Raw genomic sequence first — 19,290 nt, 5'->3', positions numbered from 1 at the left:
ACAGCCCGGTCCTAGGGTGAGTGCTCGCACGGCCTGTCGCCTGGACCGCTTCGGAGGGCATCCTGACTACCGCGTCTTCTCGTGAACCTGCAGCTGAGGGCCCCGATCGCGCGCGGCCGTTGCCGGCGGCCGTCCTGTGGGACATGGACGGCACCCTCGTCGACACCGAGCCCTACTGGATCGAGACCGAGTTCGCGCTCGCCGAGCGGTACGGCGGCACGTGGTCGCGCGAGCACGCCCTCAACCTGGTCGGCAACGACCTGCTCGAGTCGGGCCGCTACATCCGGCGGCACATGGGCATCGACCGAGAGCCCGAGGACATCGTCGAGGAGCTCCTCGACGGGGTCGTCGAGCGGGTCCGCCAGCAGGTGCCGTGGCGGCCTGGCGCCGTCGAGCTCCTGCACGAGCTGCACGACCGCAGCGTCCCCTGCGCCCTGGTCACGATGTCCTACCAGCGTTTCGTCGACCCGATCCTGGCGGCGCTGCCCGCCTCGGCCTTCGACGTCGTCGTCACCGGTGACGCCGTCAACCGCGGCAAGCCGCACCCCGAGCCCTACCTGACCGCCGCCGAGCGGCTCGGCGTGGACCCGGCCGACTGCCTCGCCATCGAGGACTCCGACACCGGCACCCGCTCCGCGGTCGCGGCCGGCTGCGGGGTGCTGGTCGTCCCCCACCACGTCACCGTGCTGGCGGGGGAGCGGCGGGTCTTCGCCGACACGCTGGCCGACCTCGACGTCGCGGCCGTGTGGGCGACGTACCGTGCGTCCTGCTGAGGGCCGATCGGCCCTGCATGACTAGCCACAGGTGCTAGTACCACCGGACAATGGCGGTCCAGACCTCTTCAGGAGAGGATCGTGCCACTCGGGGGAACCCGCCTCCGCAACCAGGAGCTGGTTTCGCATGCATATCCGACGCAGTCCCGCCATCGTGCTCAGCCTCGTGCTGAGCGCAGCGGCCCTCTCCATCGCGCCTGGCGCGGTGGCGAGTGATGGCGGGACTGCGAAGGACGTGGACTCCTGCAGCGGCCCGAGCACCTACAAGCTCAAGGTCACGCCCGACGACGACGGCCACCTCCAGGTGGTCGGGGTCGTGTGGAGCGACGACAACGACGTCTGGTCGTGGCGGCTCAAGCACAACGGCGACGTCTCCTACACCGGCGACGTGAAGGCCAAGGACGCCGACCTCTCCTTCCGCGTGGTGCGCACGATGGTGGACCTCGCTGGTCCCGACACCGTCGTGTTCCGCGCCGAGAACGACGACACCGGCGAGGTCTGCCGCGGCGAGGTCGACCTCTGACGGAGGCCGACCCGGCCTATCCTGTGCACTCCCGCGTCAGGAAGGCCGTCCGTGTCCCGCCTCGCTCGTCCCCTGCCCGGGCTGGGCCGATGAGATACCTGCGCAGCCCGGTCACCGTGTTCCTCGTGGTCGGCGTGCTCACCTTCGTCGCGATCGTGCTCGGCACGCAGAACCTCGCCGCACGGGCAGCGACCGACGAGGCGATCGCCGAGGCCACCCGGACCACGCCCCTGCTTGGCCAGTTCGTGCAGCGCCTGAGGATCCCCCGGTCGCTGATCAACCTGAAGCCGGGAGCCATCGACCGCTTCGACAAGGTGGCCCGCCAGCGCGTGCGCGGCGTGGAGGGGTTCGACACGCTCAGTGTCCGACGTGGCGACGGCAGCGTCATCTACTCGACCAACGCCCGGCTGATCGGCCTGGGCGAGCCCCTCGACGACGACCGCCGGGCCACGCTCGCCTCGGCCCGCACCAGCTTCCAGCTCCGCGAGAGCGAACACCTGGTCGAGACCTACACCCGCATCCGGGCCGCCGACGGCACCCCGCTGCTGCTCGAGGTGAGCTATCCGCTCACCGACGTCGAGTCCCGCAGCCAGGAGATCTTCTCCTCGTTCCGCCTCGTGACCATCGGGCCGCTCGCGCTGCTCGTCATCATCGTGACGCTGATGCTGAGCCTGCTGACCCGCCAGCTCACCCGCGCCGGCCACGAGCGCGAGCGGCTGCTGCAGGTCGCCATCGACGCCTCCGACGCCGAGCGCCGCCGGATCGCCCGCGACCTGCACGACGGCGTGGTCCAGGACCTGGCGGGGACCGCCTTCTCGATCTCCGCCCTCGAGCGCGAGCCCGGCACCCCCCACGAGGCCCGCTCGACCCTCGCGACGGCGGGCAGCTCGCTGCGCGACGGCCTCAAGGCGCTGCGGTCCCTGCTGGCGGAGATCCACCCGCCGGACCTGCACCCCGAGGGGCTCGCGGCGGCCCTGGCGGACCTGACGGCCCCCGCGGCGACGGCCGACATCGCGGCCTCGGTCTCGGTGGAGGGCGCGGAGTTCGCCTCCGTGCCGCAGACCGCCGCGCTGTGGCGGGTCGCGCAGGAGGCGGTGCGCAACGCGATCCGCCACTCGCAGGCCTCGACGCTGGCCGTCACCGTGCGCGGCGACGCGCGCCGCGTCGCCCTCGAGGTCGTCGACGACGGCGTCGGCTTCGACGTCGACGCACCCCGCGAGGAGGGGCACTTCGGCCTCCGGGGGCTGCGCAGCCTGGTCCGGGACAGCGGAGGCCGGATGGAGGTGCGATCCTCTCCCGGTGAGGGGACCACGGTGCACATGGAGGTCGACGTCCGATGACGCGCGCTGAGGCCACACCGATCCGCGTCGTCCTGGTCGACGACCACGCGGTGATCAGGGCCGGGCTGGAGCAGCTTCTCAGCGGCACGGCCGACATCGAGGTGGTCGGTCACGCCGAGAACGGCGCCCAGGCGCTCGAGGCCGTACGCCGGCTGCGGCCCGACGTGGTGCTCATGGACCTGCAGATGCCCGAGGTCGACGGGGTGAGCGCGACCCGGACGATCGTGGCCGAGAAGCTCGGCGTCGACGTGCTGGTGCTGACGTCCTACTCCGACTCCGAGCGGATCCTCGCCGCGCTCGACGCCGGCGCCGTGGGCTACCTCCTCAAGGACGCCGACCCCGACGACGTGCTCGACGGCATCCGCGCGGTGAGCCGGGGCGAGTCGCCCATCCACCCGCGGGCCGCCCGCACCCTGCTGGGCATCCGGGCCGGCTCCCGCGACGTGCAGCTGACCACCCGCGAGACGGAGGTGCTCCGGCTGGTCCGCGAGGGGCTGGCCAACAAGCAGATCGGCCGCCGGCTCGACATCAGCGAGCGCACGGTCAAGGCGCACCTCACCTCTGCCTTCGCCCGGATCGGCGTCGCCGACCGGACCCAGGCCGCGCTCTGGGTCGAGCGCAACGGCCTGGGGGACGACTGACAGGCCGCTAGGCCGTCGGCCCTCCGGCCAGCTGCTCAGTGAGCGGGTCGTCCAGCGGCTCGGCGAGCGTGAGCGGCTGGCGCTCGGGCAGCGGCGGGGGAGTGCCACCCCACGCTGGGCAGACGGCCCGGTGGCTGCACCAGTCGCACAACCGGCCCCGGTTGGGGCGCCAGTCTCCGGACTCCTCGGCCCGCTGGATGGCGTGCCAGATCGCCTCGACCTTGCGCTCGGTCGCGAGCAGGTCGGCCTCGTCGGGGACGTGGCGGAGGATCTCGCCGTTGCCGAGGTAGACCAGCTGGAGCATCGCCGGGACCACCCCGCGGGTGCGCCACAGCACCAGGGCGTAGAACTTCATCTGGAACAGCGCCTTGGCCTCGAACATCTCACCCGGCGAGCGCCCGGTCTTGTAGTCGACCACCCGGATCGCGCCGTCGGGGGCGACGTCGATGCGGTCCACGAAGCCGCGCAGCAGGAGCTTGGACTCCAGCAGGGTCTCGACGTAGAGCTCGCGCTCGGCGGGCTCGAGGCGGCGCGGGTCCTCCATGGTGAAGTAGCGGTCGAGCACCTCCCGGCACGACGTCAGCCAGGCGCCCAGCTCGGGCACGCCCGTGTCGCCACCCGCGGGCGGGACGAACATCTCGGCGATCTCCGGCTCCTCCTCCAGCAGCCGATCCCACGCCGGCCCCAGCATGTCGCGGGCCTGCTCGGGGGTGCGCTGCTCGGCGGGGAGGTCGAAGAGGTCCTCGAGCACCTTGTGGACGACCGTGCCGCGCACGGCGTCGGGGGAGAAGGGCTCCGGCAGGTGGTCGATCGTGCGGAAGCGGTAGAGGAGCGGGCAGGTCATGAAGTCGCCGGCACGGCTGGGGGACAGCGCTCCCAGGACGTCGACGCCGTCGACGGGCGTCGACACCCGCTCGGCGGGGGACGCTGGACGCTGCACCTCACTCATGCGGGCCACCCTAGGTGAGGCCACGGACACTCGCCCCGGACACGCGCCCCGGTCGTGCGGGGACCGGTCGGATAGCCTCGAGGTGTGCCTGATGACCGCTCCGGTGATGCCCCCGCGCCACCCCGCCGACCCCCGGGGACCTTCAAGGTCGGCACGATCGCGGGCAGCGACGTCCTGGTGACCTCGTCGTGGTTCCTCGTCGCCGGCCTGATCGCCATCATCATGGCTCCGCGGGTCGAGCAGGTCTCGCCCGGGCTCGGCCCCCTGAAGTACGTCGCCGGGCTGGCCTTCGCGGTCGTGCTCTACCTCTCGGTGCTGCTCCACGAGGCATCGCACGCGCTCATGGCGCGGCGCTACGGCTTCCCGGTCACCTCGATCACCCTGCACTTCCTCGGCGGCATGACGGCGATCGAGGGCGAGGCCCGCAAGCCGCGCCAGGAGTTCTGGATCGCCGTCGTCGGCCCGCTGACCTCCCTGGCGGTCGGCGGCCTGGCCCTGGGGCTCTGGTTCCTGACCCCCGACGGCCTGCTCCTGATGGCCGTCGAGGGGCTGGCCGGGGCCAACCTGCTCGTCGGCGTCCTCAACCTGGTCCCGGGCCTGCCGCTCGACGGCGGCCGCGTGCTGAAGTCGATCGTGTGGGGCGTGACGGGCAACGTCCACCGCGGCACGATCGTCGCCGGGTGGGGCGGCCGGATCACCGCCGTCGCCGTGCTGGCCTGGCCGCTGGCCCAGGAGGCGGTCTTCGGGACCCGTCCGGAGGTCCTCGACTTCGTCCTCGCCTTCGTCGTGGCGATGTTCCTGTGGTCCGGGTCCACCGCGGCCATGGCCTCGGCCCGGCTGCGGCGCCGCCTGCCCAGCCTGGTCGCCCGGGACCTGGCCCGCCGTACCCTCGCCGTCCCCGACGACCTGCCGCTGGCCGAGGCGGTGCGCCGTGCCCAGGAGGCCCATGCCGGATCCATCGTCACCGTCACCGGCAGTGGCCATCCCGTGGGCGTGGTGAGCGAGGCCGCGCTGCTGGCGACTCCCGAGGACCGGCGCCCCTGGGTGGCCGTCTCCGCGGTGGCCCGCACCCTCGGCGAGGGCCTCAGCCTCCCCGCCACGATCACCGGCGAGGACCTCGTCCTCGCGATCAGCCGGGCCCCGGCCGAGGAGTACCTCCTCCTCGAGGAGGACGGCAGCATCTACGGCGTGCTCTCGACCGCCGACGTGGACCGCGCCTTCCGCGCCTCCGGTCGCTGACCCACCGGAGCGATGTCCTAGGGTTCGGCGCATGTCCGAGACCCCTGACGAGCCCGTGAACGACATCCCGCAGGAGGCCTGGTCGGGCGTGCACCGCGGCCCGCTGCGGGCCGGCGAGTGGGTGCGGCTCCTGGACAGCAAGGGCCGCCGGCACAACATCGCCCTCGAGCCCGGCAAGCGCTTCTTCTCCAACCGCGGCCACTTCGAGCACGACGAGCTGATCGGCCGCGAGGAGGGCTTCACCGTCACGTCCTCGGCCGGCGGCGAGTACCTCGTCTTCCGCCCGCTGCTCTCGGAGTTCGTGGTCTCGATGCCGCGCGGCGCGGCCGTCGTCTACCCCAAGGACTCCGCCCAGATCATCGCGATGGCCGACATCTTCCCCGGCGCCCACGTCGTCGAGGCCGGCGTCGGCTCGGGCGCCCTGACCTGCTCGCTGCTGCGGGCCGTCGGGCCGCACGGCAAGGTCACGTCGTACGAACGCCGCGAGGAGTTCGCGGACGTCGCACGCCAGAACGTCACCCAGTTCTTCGGCGGCGAGCACCCCGCCTGGGAGCTGCGCCTGGGCGACCTGGCCGAGGAGCTGCCGGCCTCCGGGGACCAGGCCGACCGCATCATCCTCGACATGCTCGCGCCCTGGGACTGCCTCGACGCGGCCGCCGACGCGCTCCGCCCCGGCGGCATCGTCTGTGCGTACGTCGCCACCACGACGCAGCTGTCCCGCTTCTGCGAGACGGTGCGCGTGCACGGGGGCTTCACCGAGCCGCAGCCGTGGGAGTCGATGGTCCGCGACTGGCACGTCGAGGGTCTCGCGGTTCGCCCGGGCCACAAGATGATCGGGCACACCGCGTTCCTCGTGACCGCGCGCCGGATGGCGCCGGGGGAGCGGCCGCCGCTGAAGAAGCGCCGTCCGGCGCCGGGCGCCTACGGACCGGACTACACCGGTCCGCGGCCCCCCGGGGTCCCGGAGGACGCCGCGGAGTGACCCGGAGTGACCACTCCTGGCCCAAATCGTGACCAACACCGCGGGTTATCCCCTTCCTCTGGGGGCCTACGCGGGTAGGGTCAACTGCACAGGAGGTGACGCTGATGTCCACATCAGAAGGCGTTTCCAGCGCGGGTGGTCGCAGCCCGGACGAGCTCGAGAACCAGCTGCGCTTCCTCGAGGCTGAGGTCACCGATCTCCGCCGCCGGTTGAGCGACGCACCGTCCCACTCGCGCAGCCTCGAGCTGCGCCTGGCCGACACCCAGCGCTCGCTCGCGGGCGTCACGTCGCAGAACGAGCGGCTCGCCCAGACGCTCCGCGAGGCCCGCGACCAGATCATGAAGCTCAAGGAGGAGGTCGACCGGCTCGCCCAGCCGCCGGCCGGCTTCGGCACGTTCCTGGCCCGCAACGAGGACGACTCCATCGACGTCTTCACCGGCGGCCGCAAGCTGCGCGTCAACGTCAGCCCCTCGGTGGACCTCGACGACCTCCAGCGTGGCCAGGAGGTCATGCTCAACGAGGCGCTCAACGTGGTCGCCGCGCTCGAGTTCGAGCAGGTCGGCGAGGTCGTGATGTTCAAGGAGCTCCTCGAGGACGGCGACCGCGCCCTGGTCATCGCCAACGCCGACGAGGAGCGGGTCGTGCGCCTCGCGGAGCCGCTGCGCGGCCAGACCCTCCGCGCCGGCGACTCGCTGCTGCTCGACTCGCGCGCGGGCTACGTCTACGAGAAGGTCCCGAAGTCCGAGGTCGAGGAGCTGGTCCTCGAAGAGGTCCCGGACATCGACTACTCCGCGATCGGCGGCCTGATCAACCAGATCGAGCAGATCCGCGACGCCGTCGAGCTGCCCTACCTCCACCCCGAGCTCTTCAAGGAGCACGAGCTCAAGCCGCCCAAGGGCGTGCTGCTCTACGGCCCTCCCGGCTGCGGCAAGACGCTGATCGCCAAGGCGGTCGCCAACAGCCTCGCCAAGAAGGTCGCGGCCAAGACCGGCCAGGAGGGGAAGTCCTACTTCCTCAACATCAAGGGCCCCGAGCTGCTCAACAAGTACGTCGGCGAGACCGAGCGGCACATCCGCCTGGTCTTCCAGCGGGCCCGTGAGAAGGCCAGCGAGGGCACGCCGGTCATCGTGTTCTTCGACGAGATGGACTCGCTGTTCCGCACCCGCGGCTCGGGCGTCTCCTCCGACGTCGAGAACACCATCGTTCCCCAGCTGCTGAGCGAGATCGACGGCGTCGAGCTGCTCGAGAACGTCCTGGTCATCGGCGCCTCCAACCGCGAGGACATGATCGACCCGGCGATCCTGCGGCCCGGCCGCCTCGACGTGAAGATCAAGATCGAGCGGCCCGATGCCGAGTCGGCGCGCGACATCTTCTCCAAATACCTGACAGCCACGCTGCCCCTGCACGCCGACGACCTCGCGGAGTTCGGCAACGACCGGGCCGCCTGTGTGGCCGGCATGATCCGGGCCGCGGTCGAGCGGATGTACACCGAGTCCGAGGAGAACCGCTTCCTCGAGGTCACCTACGCCAACGGCGACAAGGAAGTCCTCTACTTCAAGGACTTCAACTCCGGCGCGATGATCCAGAACATCGTCGACCGGTCCAAGAAGATGGCGATCAAGGACCTCCTCGACCACGACCAGAAGGGGCTCCGCGTCCAGCACCTGCTCCAGGCGTGCGTGGACGAGTTCAAGGAGAACGAGGACCTCCCCAACACCACCAACCCCGACGACTGGGCCCGCATCTCCGGCAAGAAGGGCGAGCGGATCGTCTTCATCCGCACGCTCATCACCGGCAAGCAGGGCACCGAGCCGGGCCGGTCGATCGACACCGTGTCCAACACGGGTCAGTACCTCTGATCGGCGGCGGTCAGGTCCGGGTCGCCCGGCCCACGTAGACGTAGCCGAAGGGCCTGCTCGGCGCGGGCCCCGGCAGGTACGTCGTGCGCAGGTCGGTCACCTCGAAGCCCGCCTCGGCCACGAGCGCGGGGATGTCACGGGTCAGGTGGCAGCCGTCGGCGACCCGGCGCTGGACCGGCTCGAGCCGGTGCTGCCAGCGGCGTACGCGCTCGTCGGGGGACAGGCCGTGCTCGGCGAAGTGCAGGGTCCCGCCGGGTCGCAGCACGCGCCGCACCTCGCGCAGCGCCTGGACCGGGTCGGGGATCGTGCACAGCGAGAACGTCGAGAGGGCGGAGTCGAAGCTCGCGTCCGCCGCGTCCAGCGCCTGGCCGTCGAGGCCCGACCGCTCGATCGGCACCCGGCTGCGCTCGCGCCGGCGCTCCGAGAGCCGCCACCCGGTGTCGGAGGGCTCGACGGCGGCGACCCCGGTCACCTCGGCGGGGTAGTGGTCGACGTTGTGGCCTGACCCGAAGCCGATCTCCAGCACCCGGCCGGTCAGCCCGACGCACGCCTCGTCCCGGAAGGGACCGGTCTCCTTCATGCCGCACGACTTCTCCACGATGCGGGGAACGACGTGCTCCGCCCAGATGCCCATGCCTCAGGATGCCCCCGCGAGGCGACGCCCGTCACTGGTGCCGACGCGTAGGCTCGCGGCATGAGTGTGCGTCGCGTCATGGGCACCGAGGTCGAGTACGGCATCTCGGTGGTCGGGCAGCCGTTGGCCAACCCGATGGTCGCCTCCTCGCAGGTCGTCAACGCCTACGCGTCGGCGACGGTGAAGGCCCGCCGCGCGCGCTGGGACTTCGAGGAGGAGTCGCCGCTGCGTGACGCGCGCGGCTTCGACATGTCCCGCCAGGTCGCCGACCCCTCGCAGCTGACCGACGAGGACATGGGGCTGGCCAACGTCATCCTCACCAACGGCGCCCGGCTCTACGTCGACCACGCGCACCCGGAGTACTCCACGCCCGAGGTCACCACGCCCCTCGACATCGTGCGCTGGGACAAGGCGGGAGAGCAGGTGATGCTCGACGCGCAGCGCCGCGCCGGCCAGCTCCCCGGTGGCGCCCCGATCACGCTCTACAAGAACAACACCGACAACAAGGGGGCGTCGTACGGCGCCCACGAGAACTACCTGATGCGCCGCTCGACCCCGTTCGCCGACATCGTGCGGCACCTGACGCCGTTCTTCGTCAGCCGCCAGGTCGTGTGCGGCGCGGGACGGGTCGGCATCGGTCAGGACGGCCGCGAGCACGGCTACCAGGTCAGCCAACGCGCCGACTTCTTCGAGGTCGAGGTCGGCCTCGAGACGACGCTCAAGCGGCCGATCATCAACACCCGCGACGAGCCGCACGCCGACCCGGAGAAGTACCGCCGCCTGCACGTCATCATCGGCGACGCCAACCTGTCGGAGATCTCCACCTACCTCAAGGTCGGCACCACCGCGCTGGTGCTGGCGATGATCGAGGACCGGTTCCTCACCGGCGACCTGACCGTCGACGGCCCGGTCTCGGCGCTGCGCGCGGTGTCGCACGACCCGACCCTGCAGCAGACCATCAGCCTGCGCGACGGCCGCAAGCTCACGGCCGTGCAGCTCCAGCTGGAGTACCTCGACCTCGCCCGCAAGTACGTCGAGGACCGGCTCGGCAACGACGCCGACCCCCAGACGGTCGACGTGCTGGCCCGGTGGGAGTCCGTGCTCGGCCGGCTCGAGCGCGACCCGATGCTGTGCGCGACCGAGCTCGACTGGGTCGCCAAGCTCAAGCTGCTCGAGCAGTACCGCTCCCGCGACGGGCTCGCCTGGGACGACGCCAAGCTGCAGCTGATCGACTACCAGTACTCCGACATCCGGCCCGAGAAGGGCCTCTACCACCGGCTGGTGGGGATGGGCCGGATCGAGCGGCTGCTCGACGACCACGCGGTCGAGGTCGCCATGCACGACCCTCCGGAGGACACCCGGGCCTACTTCCGCGGACGCTGCCTGGAGAAGTACGCCGAGCACGTCGCCGCCGCGTCCTGGGACTCGGTGATCTTCGACCTGCCCGGCCGCGAGTCCCTCCAGCGGGTGCCCACGATCGACCCGATGCGGGGCAGCAAGGCCCACGTCGGCGAGCTCCTGGACCGCTGCGACACCGCCGAACAGCTGTTCGCCGCACTCACCCGCTGAAATTCCGCGTCGGTCCCGCACCGGGGCACCACCGACTCGCTAGGGTCGTAGTGAGCCGAAGGAGAACGACATGGCACAGGAGCAGAAGCAACCCCGCAAGTCCTCGGAGACCGAGGACGCCACCCAGGCAGCTCCCGAGAGCGACGTGGCCGAGCGCAAGGAGTCGCTGGACGACGACGTCGACGCGATCCTCGACGAGATCGACGACGTCCTCGAGACCAACGCCGAGGACTTCGTGAAGTCGTTCATCCAGAAGGGTGGCCAGTGAGCCAGTCACCGCGCCTGCCCGCGGCGTACCTCGTCCCGGGCTCCTCGTCCTTCAGTGACTTCCTCTCCCAGCAGGCACCCGACCTGCTCCCCGCACGGCGTACCCTCCCGCAGGGCCACGCCGGGGACCTCGCCCCGCACGGCACCACGATCGTGGCGGCGACGTTCCCCGGGGGCGTCGTCATGGCCGGTGACCGCCGGGCGACGATGGGCAACATCATCGCCCAGCGCGACATCGAGAAGGTCTTCCCGGCCGACGAGTTCTCCGCGGTCGGCATCGCCGGCACCGCGGGCCTCGCGGTCGAGATGGTGCGGCTGTTCCAGACCGAGCTCGAGCACTACGAGAAGATCGAGGGCAGCACGCTCTCGATGGACGGCAAGGCCAACCGGCTCGCGGCGCTGATCCGCGCCAACCTCGGCATGGCCATGCAGGGCCTGGCCGTCGTCCCGCTCTTCGCCGGCTACGACCTCAACCACTCCCAGGGGCGCATCTTCAGCTACGACGTGACGGGCGGTCGCTACGAGGAGACGGCCTTCCACTCGGTCGGCTCGGGCTCGCTGTTCGCCCGCGGCTCGCTGAAGAAGCTCTACCGCGACGACCTGACGGCCGACCTGACCGTCCAGGCCGTCATCGAGGCGCTGTACGACGCCGCCGACGACGACTCCGCGACCGGAGGCCCCGACATCACCCGCCGGATCTTCCCCGTCGTCCAGGTGATGACCGCCGACGGCGGACGCCGGATGCCCGACTCCGAGGTCGCCGAGATCGCCGACCGGGTGATCGCGGGCCGGATGACGCGCCCCGACGGCCCCGCCGCATCGCTCGAGCAGGGAGGCCGCTGACATGAGCATGCCGTTCTACGTCTCGCCCGAGCAGCTGATGAAGGACCGCGCGGACTTCGCCCGCAAGGGCATCGCCCGGGGCCGGTCGGTCGTCGCCGTCCAGTACGCCGACGGCGTCCTCTTCGTCTCCGAGAACCCCTCCCAGGCGCTGCACAAGGTCTCGGAGATCTATGACCGGATCGCGTTCGCCGCGGTGGGTCGCTACAACGAGTTCGAGAACCTCCGCATCGCCGGCGTACGCCTGGCCGACATGCGCGGCTACGCCTACGACCGCCGCGACGTGACCGGACGCGGGCTGGCCAACGCCTACGCCCAGACGCTCGGCACGATCTTCTCCTCGGGCGGCGAGAAGCCCTACGAGGTGGAGATCTTCGTGGCCGAGATCGGCGACACCGCCGCCGCCGACCAGATCTACCGGCTCACCTACGACGGCCAGGTGGCCGACGAGCACGGCTACGCCGTCATGGGTGGCGCCGCCGACACCGTGGCCTCCCACCTCGAGAAGAGCTACGCCGAGGGCTCCGACCTGGCCTCCGCGCTGGCCCTCGCCGTCGGCGCCCTGGGCCATTCCGACGCCGGCGACCGGGTCATCCCGACCGAGGACCTCGAGGTCGCCGTCCTGGACAGGACCCGCATCCAGCCCCGCAAGTTCTCCCGCCTCTCACCGGCCCGCCTCGACGTGCTCCTCGGCGAGCGGGGCCCCGCCGAGCACGCCCCCGCCGAGCCTGCCGACACCGACCCCGGCCCGGCCTCGTCCGCCCCCACACCCGACGACCCCACCGACCCCACCGACACCTCCAGCGGTGGCGTCGCCCCCCTCGAGGACCCGACCTCCGGCGAGCCCCCCACCGCCCCACCCCTCTGACCGCCGGGTCTCGGGTCCTGCCGTTTGGTCCCCAACGGCACATTTCGGGCCCTAACTGATGCCGTTGGTGACCAAACGGCACGTCGGTCTTCCACAGATTGCTTCGCGGCGGTTTCCTCGATCAGGTTGCGCAGCAGGCTTCCGGCATGACCACAAGACGGCCGCCCGCGATCCTGCGCGGCAACATCCGGCAGACGGGCTTTCAGCGCATCAGTCACGGCGCCTTCCGTGAGGTGGTGGAGGGCCTCGACCCGTTCGATGAGTTCCTGCTCGACCTGAAGGTGTGGCAGCTGGTCCTGCCGGCGGGCGCAGCTTTCACCCACCTGACCGCGGCCGCGCTGCTCGGCTGGCACACACCCACCCTCCCCGAACACCTTCCGGTGTTCGCCGTGGTCGGGCAGGACGATCCGCGACCTCGCCGGCCGGGTCTTCTCTGCTCGCGGGTCCTGCGGCCCTCACCGCCGCGCCTGGTGCACGGGCTTCCGGTCGAGCCGGTGGACCAGATCCTGCTGCGGCTCGCGCGAGACCTCGGCCACCTCGATCTCGTGGTGCTCATCGACTCCGCACGCCGACTGGGACACATCACGCCCGAGGCGATGAAGCGCGTCCTGAACAGCAGGCGACCCGGCGTACGCAACCTCCGCGCTGCGTGGGAGGCCTCGACCGCCAAGTCCCAGTCCGCAGGCGAGACCGTCCTTCGCCTGTTCGACGAGTGCATGGACATACGAGTCGAGCCGCAAGCACTTCTCCACGACGAGGCCGGCAACGTGGTGGGTCAGGCTGACTTGCTGGTCGTCGGGACCACGCAGCTGCACGAGTACGACGGTGCGGTCCATCGGCGCAAGGACCAACACCGTGTCGACCTGCGCCGAGAACGCGGGCTCGGACGCGCTGGGTACCAGCGGCGCGGATTCACACTCGACGACCTGCTCAACCATCCCGCGGTGACCATGCACGAGGTCGATCGGGACCTGGACCGCGGCCATGTCATGGCGCGACTGCGTGCCTGGCGGACCTTGGTCGACAACTCGCTCTACTCCGAACCGGGACGTCGCCGGCTGGTTCAGCGCTGGAACAGGCAGATGGGTGTCACCGATTGGTCACGAACAGCATGACCGGGGCCCGGTTTCCTGCCGTTGGGGACCAAACGGCAATGACCGAGTCCCCGAAGTAGCCGGACACCAGCCATCCGGCCACTACTCTGGGTGAGTGGACCGGCGCATCTTCGGCATCGAGAACGAGTACGGCGTGACCTGCACGTTCAAGGGCCAGCGCCGCCTGAGTCCTGACGAGGTGGCTCGCTACCTCTTCCGGAAGGTCGTCAGCTGGGGGCGCAGCAGCAACGTCTTCCTCCGCAACGGCGCGCGGCTCTACCTCGACGTGGGCAGCCACCCCGAGTACGCCACGCCCGAGTGCGACGACGTGGTCGAGCTGGTGACGCACGACAAGGCGGGGGAGCGGGTCCTCGAGGGACTGCTGCTCGACGCCGAGCAGCGGCTGCACGACGAGGGCATCCAGGGCGAGATCTACCTCTTCAAGAACAACACCGACTCGGCCGGCAACTCCTACGGCTGCCACGAGAACTACCTCGTCGGCCGGGCGGGGGAGTTCTCCCGGCTCGCGGACGTGCTGATCCCGTTCCTCGTGACCCGCCAGATCATCGTCGGCGCCGGCAAGGTGACCCAGACCCCGCGGGGCGCGAGCTACTCCGTCAGCCAGCGCGCGGAGCACATCTGGGAGGGCGTCTCCAGCGCCACCACCCGCAGCCGGCCGATCATCAACACCCGCGACGAGCCGCACGCCGACGCCGAGAAGTACCGCCGCCTCCACGTCATCGTCGGCGACTCCAACATGAGCGAGACCACCACGATGCTCAAGGTCGCCAGCTGCGACCTGGTCCTCCGGATGATCGAGGAGGGCGTGGTGATGCGCGACCTCACGATGGAGAACCCCATCCGTGCGATCCGCGAGATCTCCCACGACGTCACCGGCCGCCGCAAGGTGCGCCTGGCCAACGGCCGCGAGGCCAGCGCGCTCGACATCCAGGCCGAGTACCTCTCCAAGGCCCGCGACTTCGTGGACCGCCGCGAGATCAGCACGCCGGTCATCGAGCAGGCGCTCGACCTGTGGGAGCGCGGCCTGAAGGCCGTCGAGTCCGACGACCTCGGCCTGGTCGACCGCGAGATCGACTGGGTCATCAAGTGGAAGCTGATCGACCGCTACCGCGCCAAGCACGGCCTGCCGATGGGGCACCCGCGGGTCGCCCAGCTCGACCTCGCCTACCACGACATCCACCGCGGCCGCGGCCTCTACTACCTCCTGGAGAAGCGCGGCGCCGTCGCCCGGGTCACCACCGACCTGAAGATCTTCGAGGCCAAGTCCGTGCCGCCGCAGACGACCCGGGCCCGCCTCCGGGGGGAGTTCATCCGCAAGGCCCAGGAGCGCCGGCGCGACTTCACCGTCGACTGGGTGCACCTCAAGCTCAACGACCAGGCGCAGCGCACGGTCCTGTGCAAGGACCCCTTCCGCGCCCACGACGAGCGGGTTCAGCGCCTGATCGACGGCATGTAGCCGGTCATCAGAACCCTTTCAGGTACGCCGGATAGGGTGTGCGCGTTCTGCTACCCGTCCGAAGGTGAACCCTGTGTCCCGACGTTTCCGTCGCCTCCCGCTCGCCCTGCTCCCGCTCGTGCTCGTCGCCGCCCTCAGCGGCTGCGGCAGCGATGACGGGTCCTCGTCCGACTCCGGCTCCCAGGCCCTCGACGCCGTCTCCATCTCCGGCGACTTCGGCAGCGAGCCGACGGTCGACTGGAAGGGGAAGATGACCGCCGACACGATCGAGAACACCACGATCACCGAAGGTGACGGCGCGACCGTCGAGGACGGCGACACGGTCACCACCAACATCTGGATCGGCAACGGCTTCACCCAGAAGAAGGCGTTCAGCACCTACGACGCCAAGCAGCCGCAGGACCTCACGATCGACGACCAGAAGGTCAGCCCCGTCTTCGTCGACGCCATCAAGGGCGCCACGATCGGCTCCCGGATCGCCGTCACGGCCCCGGCCGACAAGGCGTTCGGCGCCAGCGGCAACACCCAGCTCGGCATCGGCAACAAGGACTCCGTCCTGATCATCATCGACCTGATGAGCGAGCCCACTCCGCCGCTCGACGCCCCGAAGGGCGCCTCGAAGCCGTCGCCCGCCTGGGCGCCGAAGCTGGTCCAGAAGGACGGCGCGGTCACCTCGCTCGACTTCTCCAAGGCCCCCGAGCCGGACGGCAAGCTCCACTCGGCCGCCCTCATCCAGGGCACCGGCGCGGTCGTGAAGAAGGGCCAGACCATCACGGTCAACTACCTCGGTCAGGTCTACGGCGGCAAGAAGCCCTTCGACGAGTCCTACAGCAAGGGCGACCCGGTCTCGTTCGGCATCGGCTCCGGCCAGGTCATCCCGGGCTGGGACAAGACGCTGGTCGGCGCCAAGATCGGCAGCCGGATGATCCTCGCGATCCCGCCGGCCGACGGCTACGGCAAGGCCGGCCAGCCCTCCGCCGGGATCAAGGGCACCGACACGCTGTACTTCGTCGTCGACATCCTCGGCGCGAGCTGACGGCGTAGTACACAGGGGCACGTGGACGGGGGAGTGGCATGACGGTGCGGAAGTCCGAGCGACTGCTCAACCTGCTGATCATGCTGCTCGTCCAGCGCACCTACGTGTCCAAGGAGAGGATCCGCGGGATCCTCTACCCGGACTCCACCACCGACGCGTTCGAGAAGATGTTCGAGCGCGACAAGGAGGAGCTCCGCAGCCTCGGGGTGCCGATCGAGGTCGGCAACATGGACGCCTTCTTCGACGACGAGCCCGGCTACCGGATCCGTCCCGACGAGTTCGCCCTGCCGGAGATCAACCTCGAGGCCGACGAGGCAGCGGTCATCGGCCTGGCCACGCGGGTGTGGGAGCACGCCCGCCTGGCCGAGGCCACGACCGAGGCCGTCCGCAAGCTCACGGCGCTCGGCGTGCCCCTCGACGTGTCCGCGCTCGACATCGCCCAGCCCCGCCTGACCGCCGACGAGCCGGCGTTCGACGTGTTCTGGGAGGCCACCCAGGAGCGCACCCCCGTCGAGTTCGAGTACCGCCGCTCGGGGCAGCCCACCGCCACCACGCGCCACCTGCAGCCGTGGGGGGTCGTGCGCTACTCCGGTCGCTGGTACGCCGTCGGCCTGGACACCGACCGCGGCGAGGAGCGGGTCTTCCGCCTCTCCCGCGTCGAGGGCGCCGCGCGCAAGACCGGCGAGCCCGCGTCGTACGACGTCCCCGCCGGCACCGACCTGCGCGAGACCGCCCGCCGGCTCGCGCCCGCCCCGACCACCGAGCGGGCCGTCGTCCTGGTCCGCGCCGGCGCCGGCCTCGCGCTGCGCCGCGTCGCCGAGAGCGTCGAGACGGGCGTCGACGGTCCCGACACCGGCACGGCCTGGGACCGGCTCGTCGTGGTCCGCAACGGTCAGGGACTCGCCGACGAGATCCTGGGCCACGGCGCCGACGTCCTCGTCGAGGAGCCGGCCACCCTGCGCGACGAGGTCGTGGCGCGGCTGACCGCGGCGGTCGGGGGTGCGGCATGACCACCGCCCGTCCCGCACCCAGCGGCGCCAAGGACCAGGTCGCCCGGCTCCTCACCCTCGTGCCGTTCCTGCACGCCCGCGGCCAGGTCCGCCTCGACGACGCGGCCGCAGCGCTCGGCGTGCCCGCCGACCAGCTGGTCAAGGACCTCAAGGTCCTCCTCATGTGCGGCCTCCCCGGGGGCTACCCCGACGACCTGATCGACGTCGATCTCGACGCCCTCGAAGGCCCCGAGGCCGACGGCGTCATCCGCGTCTCCAATGCCGACTACCTCGCCCGACCCCTGCGGCTGACTCCCACCGAGGCCACGGCGATCATCGTGGCGCTGCGGGCGCTCCGCAACGGCGCCACCGACGAGACCCGGGTCGTGGTGGACCGCGCGCTGGCCAAGCTCGAGGCGGCCGCCGCCGAGGGCACCGCCGCGCCGCGGATCGACCCCGGCGACGAGCCGGTCGAGGCGGACCTGTCGCGGCTGGAGGCCCGGCTCCGCGACGCCGCCCGGCGCCAGCGCCAGGTCCGGCTGACCTACTTCGTGCCGTCCCGCGACGAGGAGTCCGAGCGCACCGTCGACCCACGCGGCGTCGTGACCGCCAACGGCTTCGCCTACCTCGACGCGTGGTGCCACAGCGCCGAGGCGCCGCGGCTGTTCCGGCTCGACCGGATCCACGAGGCGGAGGTCCTCGAGACGGCGATCGAGACCCCTCCGGAGGCCCCGCGCGACCTCGGCGACGGCCTCTTCGCCCAGTCGTCCGAGACCACCCGGGTCCGGCTGCTCCTCGAGCCGGCCGCCCGCTGGGTCGTCGAGTACTACCCCGTCGAGTCGGTGCGCCAGCGCGCCCGTGGCCGGCTCGAGGTCGCGCTCCAGGTCGCCGACGAGCGCTGGCTCCAGCGCGTGCTGCTCCGGCTGGCCCCGCACGCCCGGGTGATCAGCCCCCCGGAGCTCACCACCACGTTCACCGACGCCGCGCAGGCTGCCCTCAGCCTCTACAACCACCCCGGCGTACGATGAAGACGTCCGTCTCCACCACGTGAGGACCCACATGAACTCGCTCGCCATCGCCGGCCTCGGGACCCCCGAGCTCCTGATCATCCTGGCCGTCGTGATCCTGCTCTTCGGTGCCTCCAAGCTCCCCGAGCTCGCGCGCGGCAGCGGCCGCGCGCTGCGGATCTTCAAGGCCGAGACCAAGGGCCTGACGGACGACGACGAGATGAAGACCCCCGAGCAGCGCGAGCTCGACGCCCGCCAGGCCGAGCTCGACGCCGAGCGCGACCGCCTCGCGCGCGAGCAGCAGCACCGCGACGACACGACTGCCTGACCCCTCCGTGGCGTTCTCTGTCGGCGGTGTCGTGCGCCTGCTGCGCGGCGCACCGCAGCACCCCGTCGGCCCGGACGGCCGGATGGCGCTCTCGGACCACCTCCGCGAGCTCCGCGCCCGGCTGATCCGGTCGGCGCTGTTCCTGTTCGTGGTCTTCTTCGTGGCGCTGTTCTTCTACGGCCAGCCCCACGGCGGCCTCCTCGAGCTCGTCCTGGGCCCCTACAACCAGGCCCGCGAGGCGCTGGACCAGAAGACCCAGACCACGGCGTACGTCGCGGGCGCCACCGGGCCGCTGATGCTGCAGCTCAAGCTGTGCGGTGTCGCCGCGATCGTGGTCTCCAGCCCCTACTGGCTCTACCAGATCTGGGGCTTCATCGTCCCCGGCCTGCACCCCAAGGAGCGGAAGTGGTCGCGGGTGTTCGCCGCGGTCGCCGGCCCGCTGTTCTTCGTGGGTGTCGCGACGGGCTACTACGTGCTCCCCAAGGGTCTCGAGGTGCTGATCGGGTTCACCCCGGCCCAGCTGCAGAACCTCGTCGAGTTCGGCGAGTACTTCTCCTTCCTGACCCGGATGCTGCTGGTCTTCGGCATCTCCTTCGAGATCCCGCTGTTCGTGATCATGCTCAACCTCGCCGGCGTCGTGTCCGGCAAGGCGATCGGGCGCTACCGGCCGTGGATCATCCTGGGCACGTTCGTCTTCGCGGCCGTGGCCACGCCCTCCACCGACCCGTTCTCGATGCTGATGCTGGCCGTCCCGATGCTGGTGCTCTTCCTCATCGCCGAGGTCGTGGCCCGCACCGTCGACCGCGCCAAGGTCCGCAAGCGGGCCGCCACCGGCACCGACCAGTGGGCCGACGACGAGATCTCACCCCTGTGAT

Annotated in this window: 20 protein-coding genes; 18 read left to right on the top strand and 2 right to left on the bottom strand. The window is 71.0% G+C overall.

All coding sequences use genetic code 11. The annotated features are described in order from the left end of the window. The first annotated feature begins 119 nt into the window (after nucleotides 1-119). From FB382_RS08565 to FB382_RS08550, 4 genes are all read left to right on the top strand, one after another. On the top strand, nucleotides 120-773 hold the full coding sequence (locus FB382_RS08565) for an HAD family hydrolase (protein ID WP_281379848.1): 654 nt from the start codon (nucleotides 120-122) through the stop codon (nucleotides 771-773). A 127-nt stretch (nucleotides 774-900) separates the two neighbouring features. After that, a complete protein-coding gene (locus FB382_RS08560; RefSeq protein ID WP_125036081.1) occupies nucleotides 901-1,296 on the top strand; it encodes a hypothetical protein in 396 nt (131 codons plus the stop codon). A gap of 89 nt (nucleotides 1,297-1,385) precedes the next feature. After that, nucleotides 1,386-2,636: a sensor histidine kinase gene (locus tag FB382_RS08555; protein WP_182538387.1), complete on the top strand. Its 1,251-nt coding sequence runs from the start codon at nucleotides 1,386-1,388 to the stop codon at nucleotides 2,634-2,636. Next, nucleotides 2,633-3,277 (top strand): response regulator, encoded by a 645-nt coding sequence (locus tag FB382_RS08550; RefSeq protein ID WP_182538386.1) that lies wholly within the window; start codon nucleotides 2,633-2,635, stop codon nucleotides 3,275-3,277. The genes FB382_RS08555 and FB382_RS08550 overlap by 4 nt, the downstream gene beginning before the upstream one ends. A gap of 7 nt (nucleotides 3,278-3,284) precedes the next feature. On the opposite strand, the gene FB382_RS08545 is transcribed toward FB382_RS08550, so the two are convergent. Further along, on the bottom strand, nucleotides 3,285-4,226 hold the full coding sequence (locus tag FB382_RS08545; RefSeq protein WP_182538384.1) for a RecB family exonuclease: 942 nt from the start codon (nucleotides 4,224-4,226) through the stop codon (nucleotides 3,285-3,287). 84 nt (nucleotides 4,227-4,310) lie between these two features. Between FB382_RS08545 and FB382_RS08540 the strand changes: the two genes are divergently transcribed. The 3 genes from FB382_RS08540 to arc all read left to right on the top strand — a co-directional run bounded on the left by FB382_RS08540 (nucleotide 4,311) and on the right by arc (nucleotide 8,306). After that, nucleotides 4,311-5,465 (top strand): site-2 protease family protein, encoded by a 1,155-nt coding sequence (locus FB382_RS08540; RefSeq protein ID WP_343055531.1) that lies wholly within the window; start codon nucleotides 4,311-4,313, stop codon nucleotides 5,463-5,465. Nucleotides 5,466-5,496: 31 nt separating this feature from the next. After that, a complete protein-coding gene (locus FB382_RS08535) occupies nucleotides 5,497-6,447 on the top strand; it encodes a tRNA (adenine-N1)-methyltransferase (RefSeq protein WP_182538382.1) in 951 nt (316 codons plus the stop codon). A 104-nt stretch (nucleotides 6,448-6,551) separates the two neighbouring features. Further along, entirely contained in the window at nucleotides 6,552-8,306 is a 1,755-nt protein-coding gene (gene arc, locus FB382_RS08530) for a proteasome ATPase (protein WP_182538380.1), read from the top strand. Between the two features lie 10 nt (nucleotides 8,307-8,316). Here the strand turns inward: arc and FB382_RS08525 are convergent, their stop codons facing one another. After that, on the bottom strand, nucleotides 8,317-8,940 hold the full coding sequence (locus tag FB382_RS08525; protein ID WP_182538378.1) for a class I SAM-dependent methyltransferase: 624 nt from the start codon (nucleotides 8,938-8,940) through the stop codon (nucleotides 8,317-8,319). Nucleotides 8,941-9,000: 60 nt separating this feature from the next. On the opposite strand from FB382_RS08525, the gene dop reads away from it, so the two are divergent. From dop to tatC, 11 genes are all read left to right on the top strand, one after another. After that, entirely contained in the window at nucleotides 9,001-10,509 is a 1,509-nt protein-coding gene (dop, locus tag FB382_RS08520; RefSeq protein ID WP_182538377.1) for a depupylase/deamidase Dop, read from the top strand. Between the two features lie 70 nt (nucleotides 10,510-10,579). Continuing rightward, the gene (locus FB382_RS08515) at nucleotides 10,580-10,777 is read left to right on the top strand and encodes a ubiquitin-like protein Pup (protein ID WP_125036073.1); all 198 of its coding nucleotides are present in this window, start codon (nucleotides 10,580-10,582) and stop codon (nucleotides 10,775-10,777) included. Next, nucleotides 10,774-11,619, top strand: a complete 846-nt coding sequence (gene prcB, locus FB382_RS08510; RefSeq protein ID WP_125036072.1) for a proteasome subunit beta — start codon at nucleotides 10,774-10,776, stop codon at nucleotides 11,617-11,619. The genes FB382_RS08515 and prcB overlap by 4 nt, the downstream gene beginning before the upstream one ends. A 1-nt stretch (nucleotide 11,620) precedes the next feature. Further along, entirely contained in the window at nucleotides 11,621-12,484 is an 864-nt protein-coding gene (prcA, locus tag FB382_RS08505) for a proteasome subunit alpha (RefSeq protein WP_182538375.1), read from the top strand. A 146-nt stretch (nucleotides 12,485-12,630) separates the two neighbouring features. Further along, complete coding sequence (locus FB382_RS08500; RefSeq protein ID WP_182538374.1) at nucleotides 12,631-13,599, top strand: hypothetical protein; 969 nt, start codon at nucleotides 12,631-12,633, stop codon at nucleotides 13,597-13,599. Between the two features lie 94 nt (nucleotides 13,600-13,693). Beyond that, on the top strand, nucleotides 13,694-15,055 hold the full coding sequence (pafA, locus tag FB382_RS08495) for a Pup--protein ligase (RefSeq protein ID WP_182538372.1): 1,362 nt from the start codon (nucleotides 13,694-13,696) through the stop codon (nucleotides 15,053-15,055). Nucleotides 15,056-15,128: 73 nt separating this feature from the next. Further along, the gene (locus FB382_RS08490; protein WP_182538370.1) at nucleotides 15,129-16,091 is read left to right on the top strand and encodes an FKBP-type peptidyl-prolyl cis-trans isomerase; all 963 of its coding nucleotides are present in this window, start codon (nucleotides 15,129-15,131) and stop codon (nucleotides 16,089-16,091) included. A 38-nt stretch (nucleotides 16,092-16,129) separates the two neighbouring features. Then, the gene (locus tag FB382_RS08485; protein WP_125036067.1) at nucleotides 16,130-17,101 is read left to right on the top strand and encodes a helix-turn-helix transcriptional regulator; all 972 of its coding nucleotides are present in this window, start codon (nucleotides 16,130-16,132) and stop codon (nucleotides 17,099-17,101) included. Beyond that, the gene (locus tag FB382_RS08480) at nucleotides 17,098-18,108 is read left to right on the top strand and encodes a helix-turn-helix transcriptional regulator (RefSeq protein ID WP_182538368.1); all 1,011 of its coding nucleotides are present in this window, start codon (nucleotides 17,098-17,100) and stop codon (nucleotides 18,106-18,108) included. The genes FB382_RS08485 and FB382_RS08480 overlap by 4 nt, the downstream gene beginning before the upstream one ends. Before the next feature lie 31 nt (nucleotides 18,109-18,139). Beyond that, nucleotides 18,140-18,415, top strand: a complete 276-nt coding sequence (locus FB382_RS22520) for a Sec-independent protein translocase subunit TatA (protein ID WP_182538365.1) — start codon at nucleotides 18,140-18,142, stop codon at nucleotides 18,413-18,415. 7 nt (nucleotides 18,416-18,422) lie between these two features. Next, on the top strand, nucleotides 18,423-19,289 hold the full coding sequence (gene tatC, locus FB382_RS08470) for a twin-arginine translocase subunit TatC (RefSeq protein WP_343055530.1): 867 nt from the start codon (nucleotides 18,423-18,425) through the stop codon (nucleotides 19,287-19,289). Nucleotide 19,290: the final 1 nt, after the last annotated feature.

Origin of the sequence: Nocardioides ginsengisegetis (assembly GCF_014138045.1) — a bacterium.
GTDB classification, from domain to species: Bacteria; Actinomycetota; Actinomycetes; order Propionibacteriales; family Nocardioidaceae; genus Nocardioides; species Nocardioides ginsengisegetis.
Note: the sequence above shows the minus strand (reverse complement) of the source record. Positions and strands in the feature narration are given on the sequence as shown.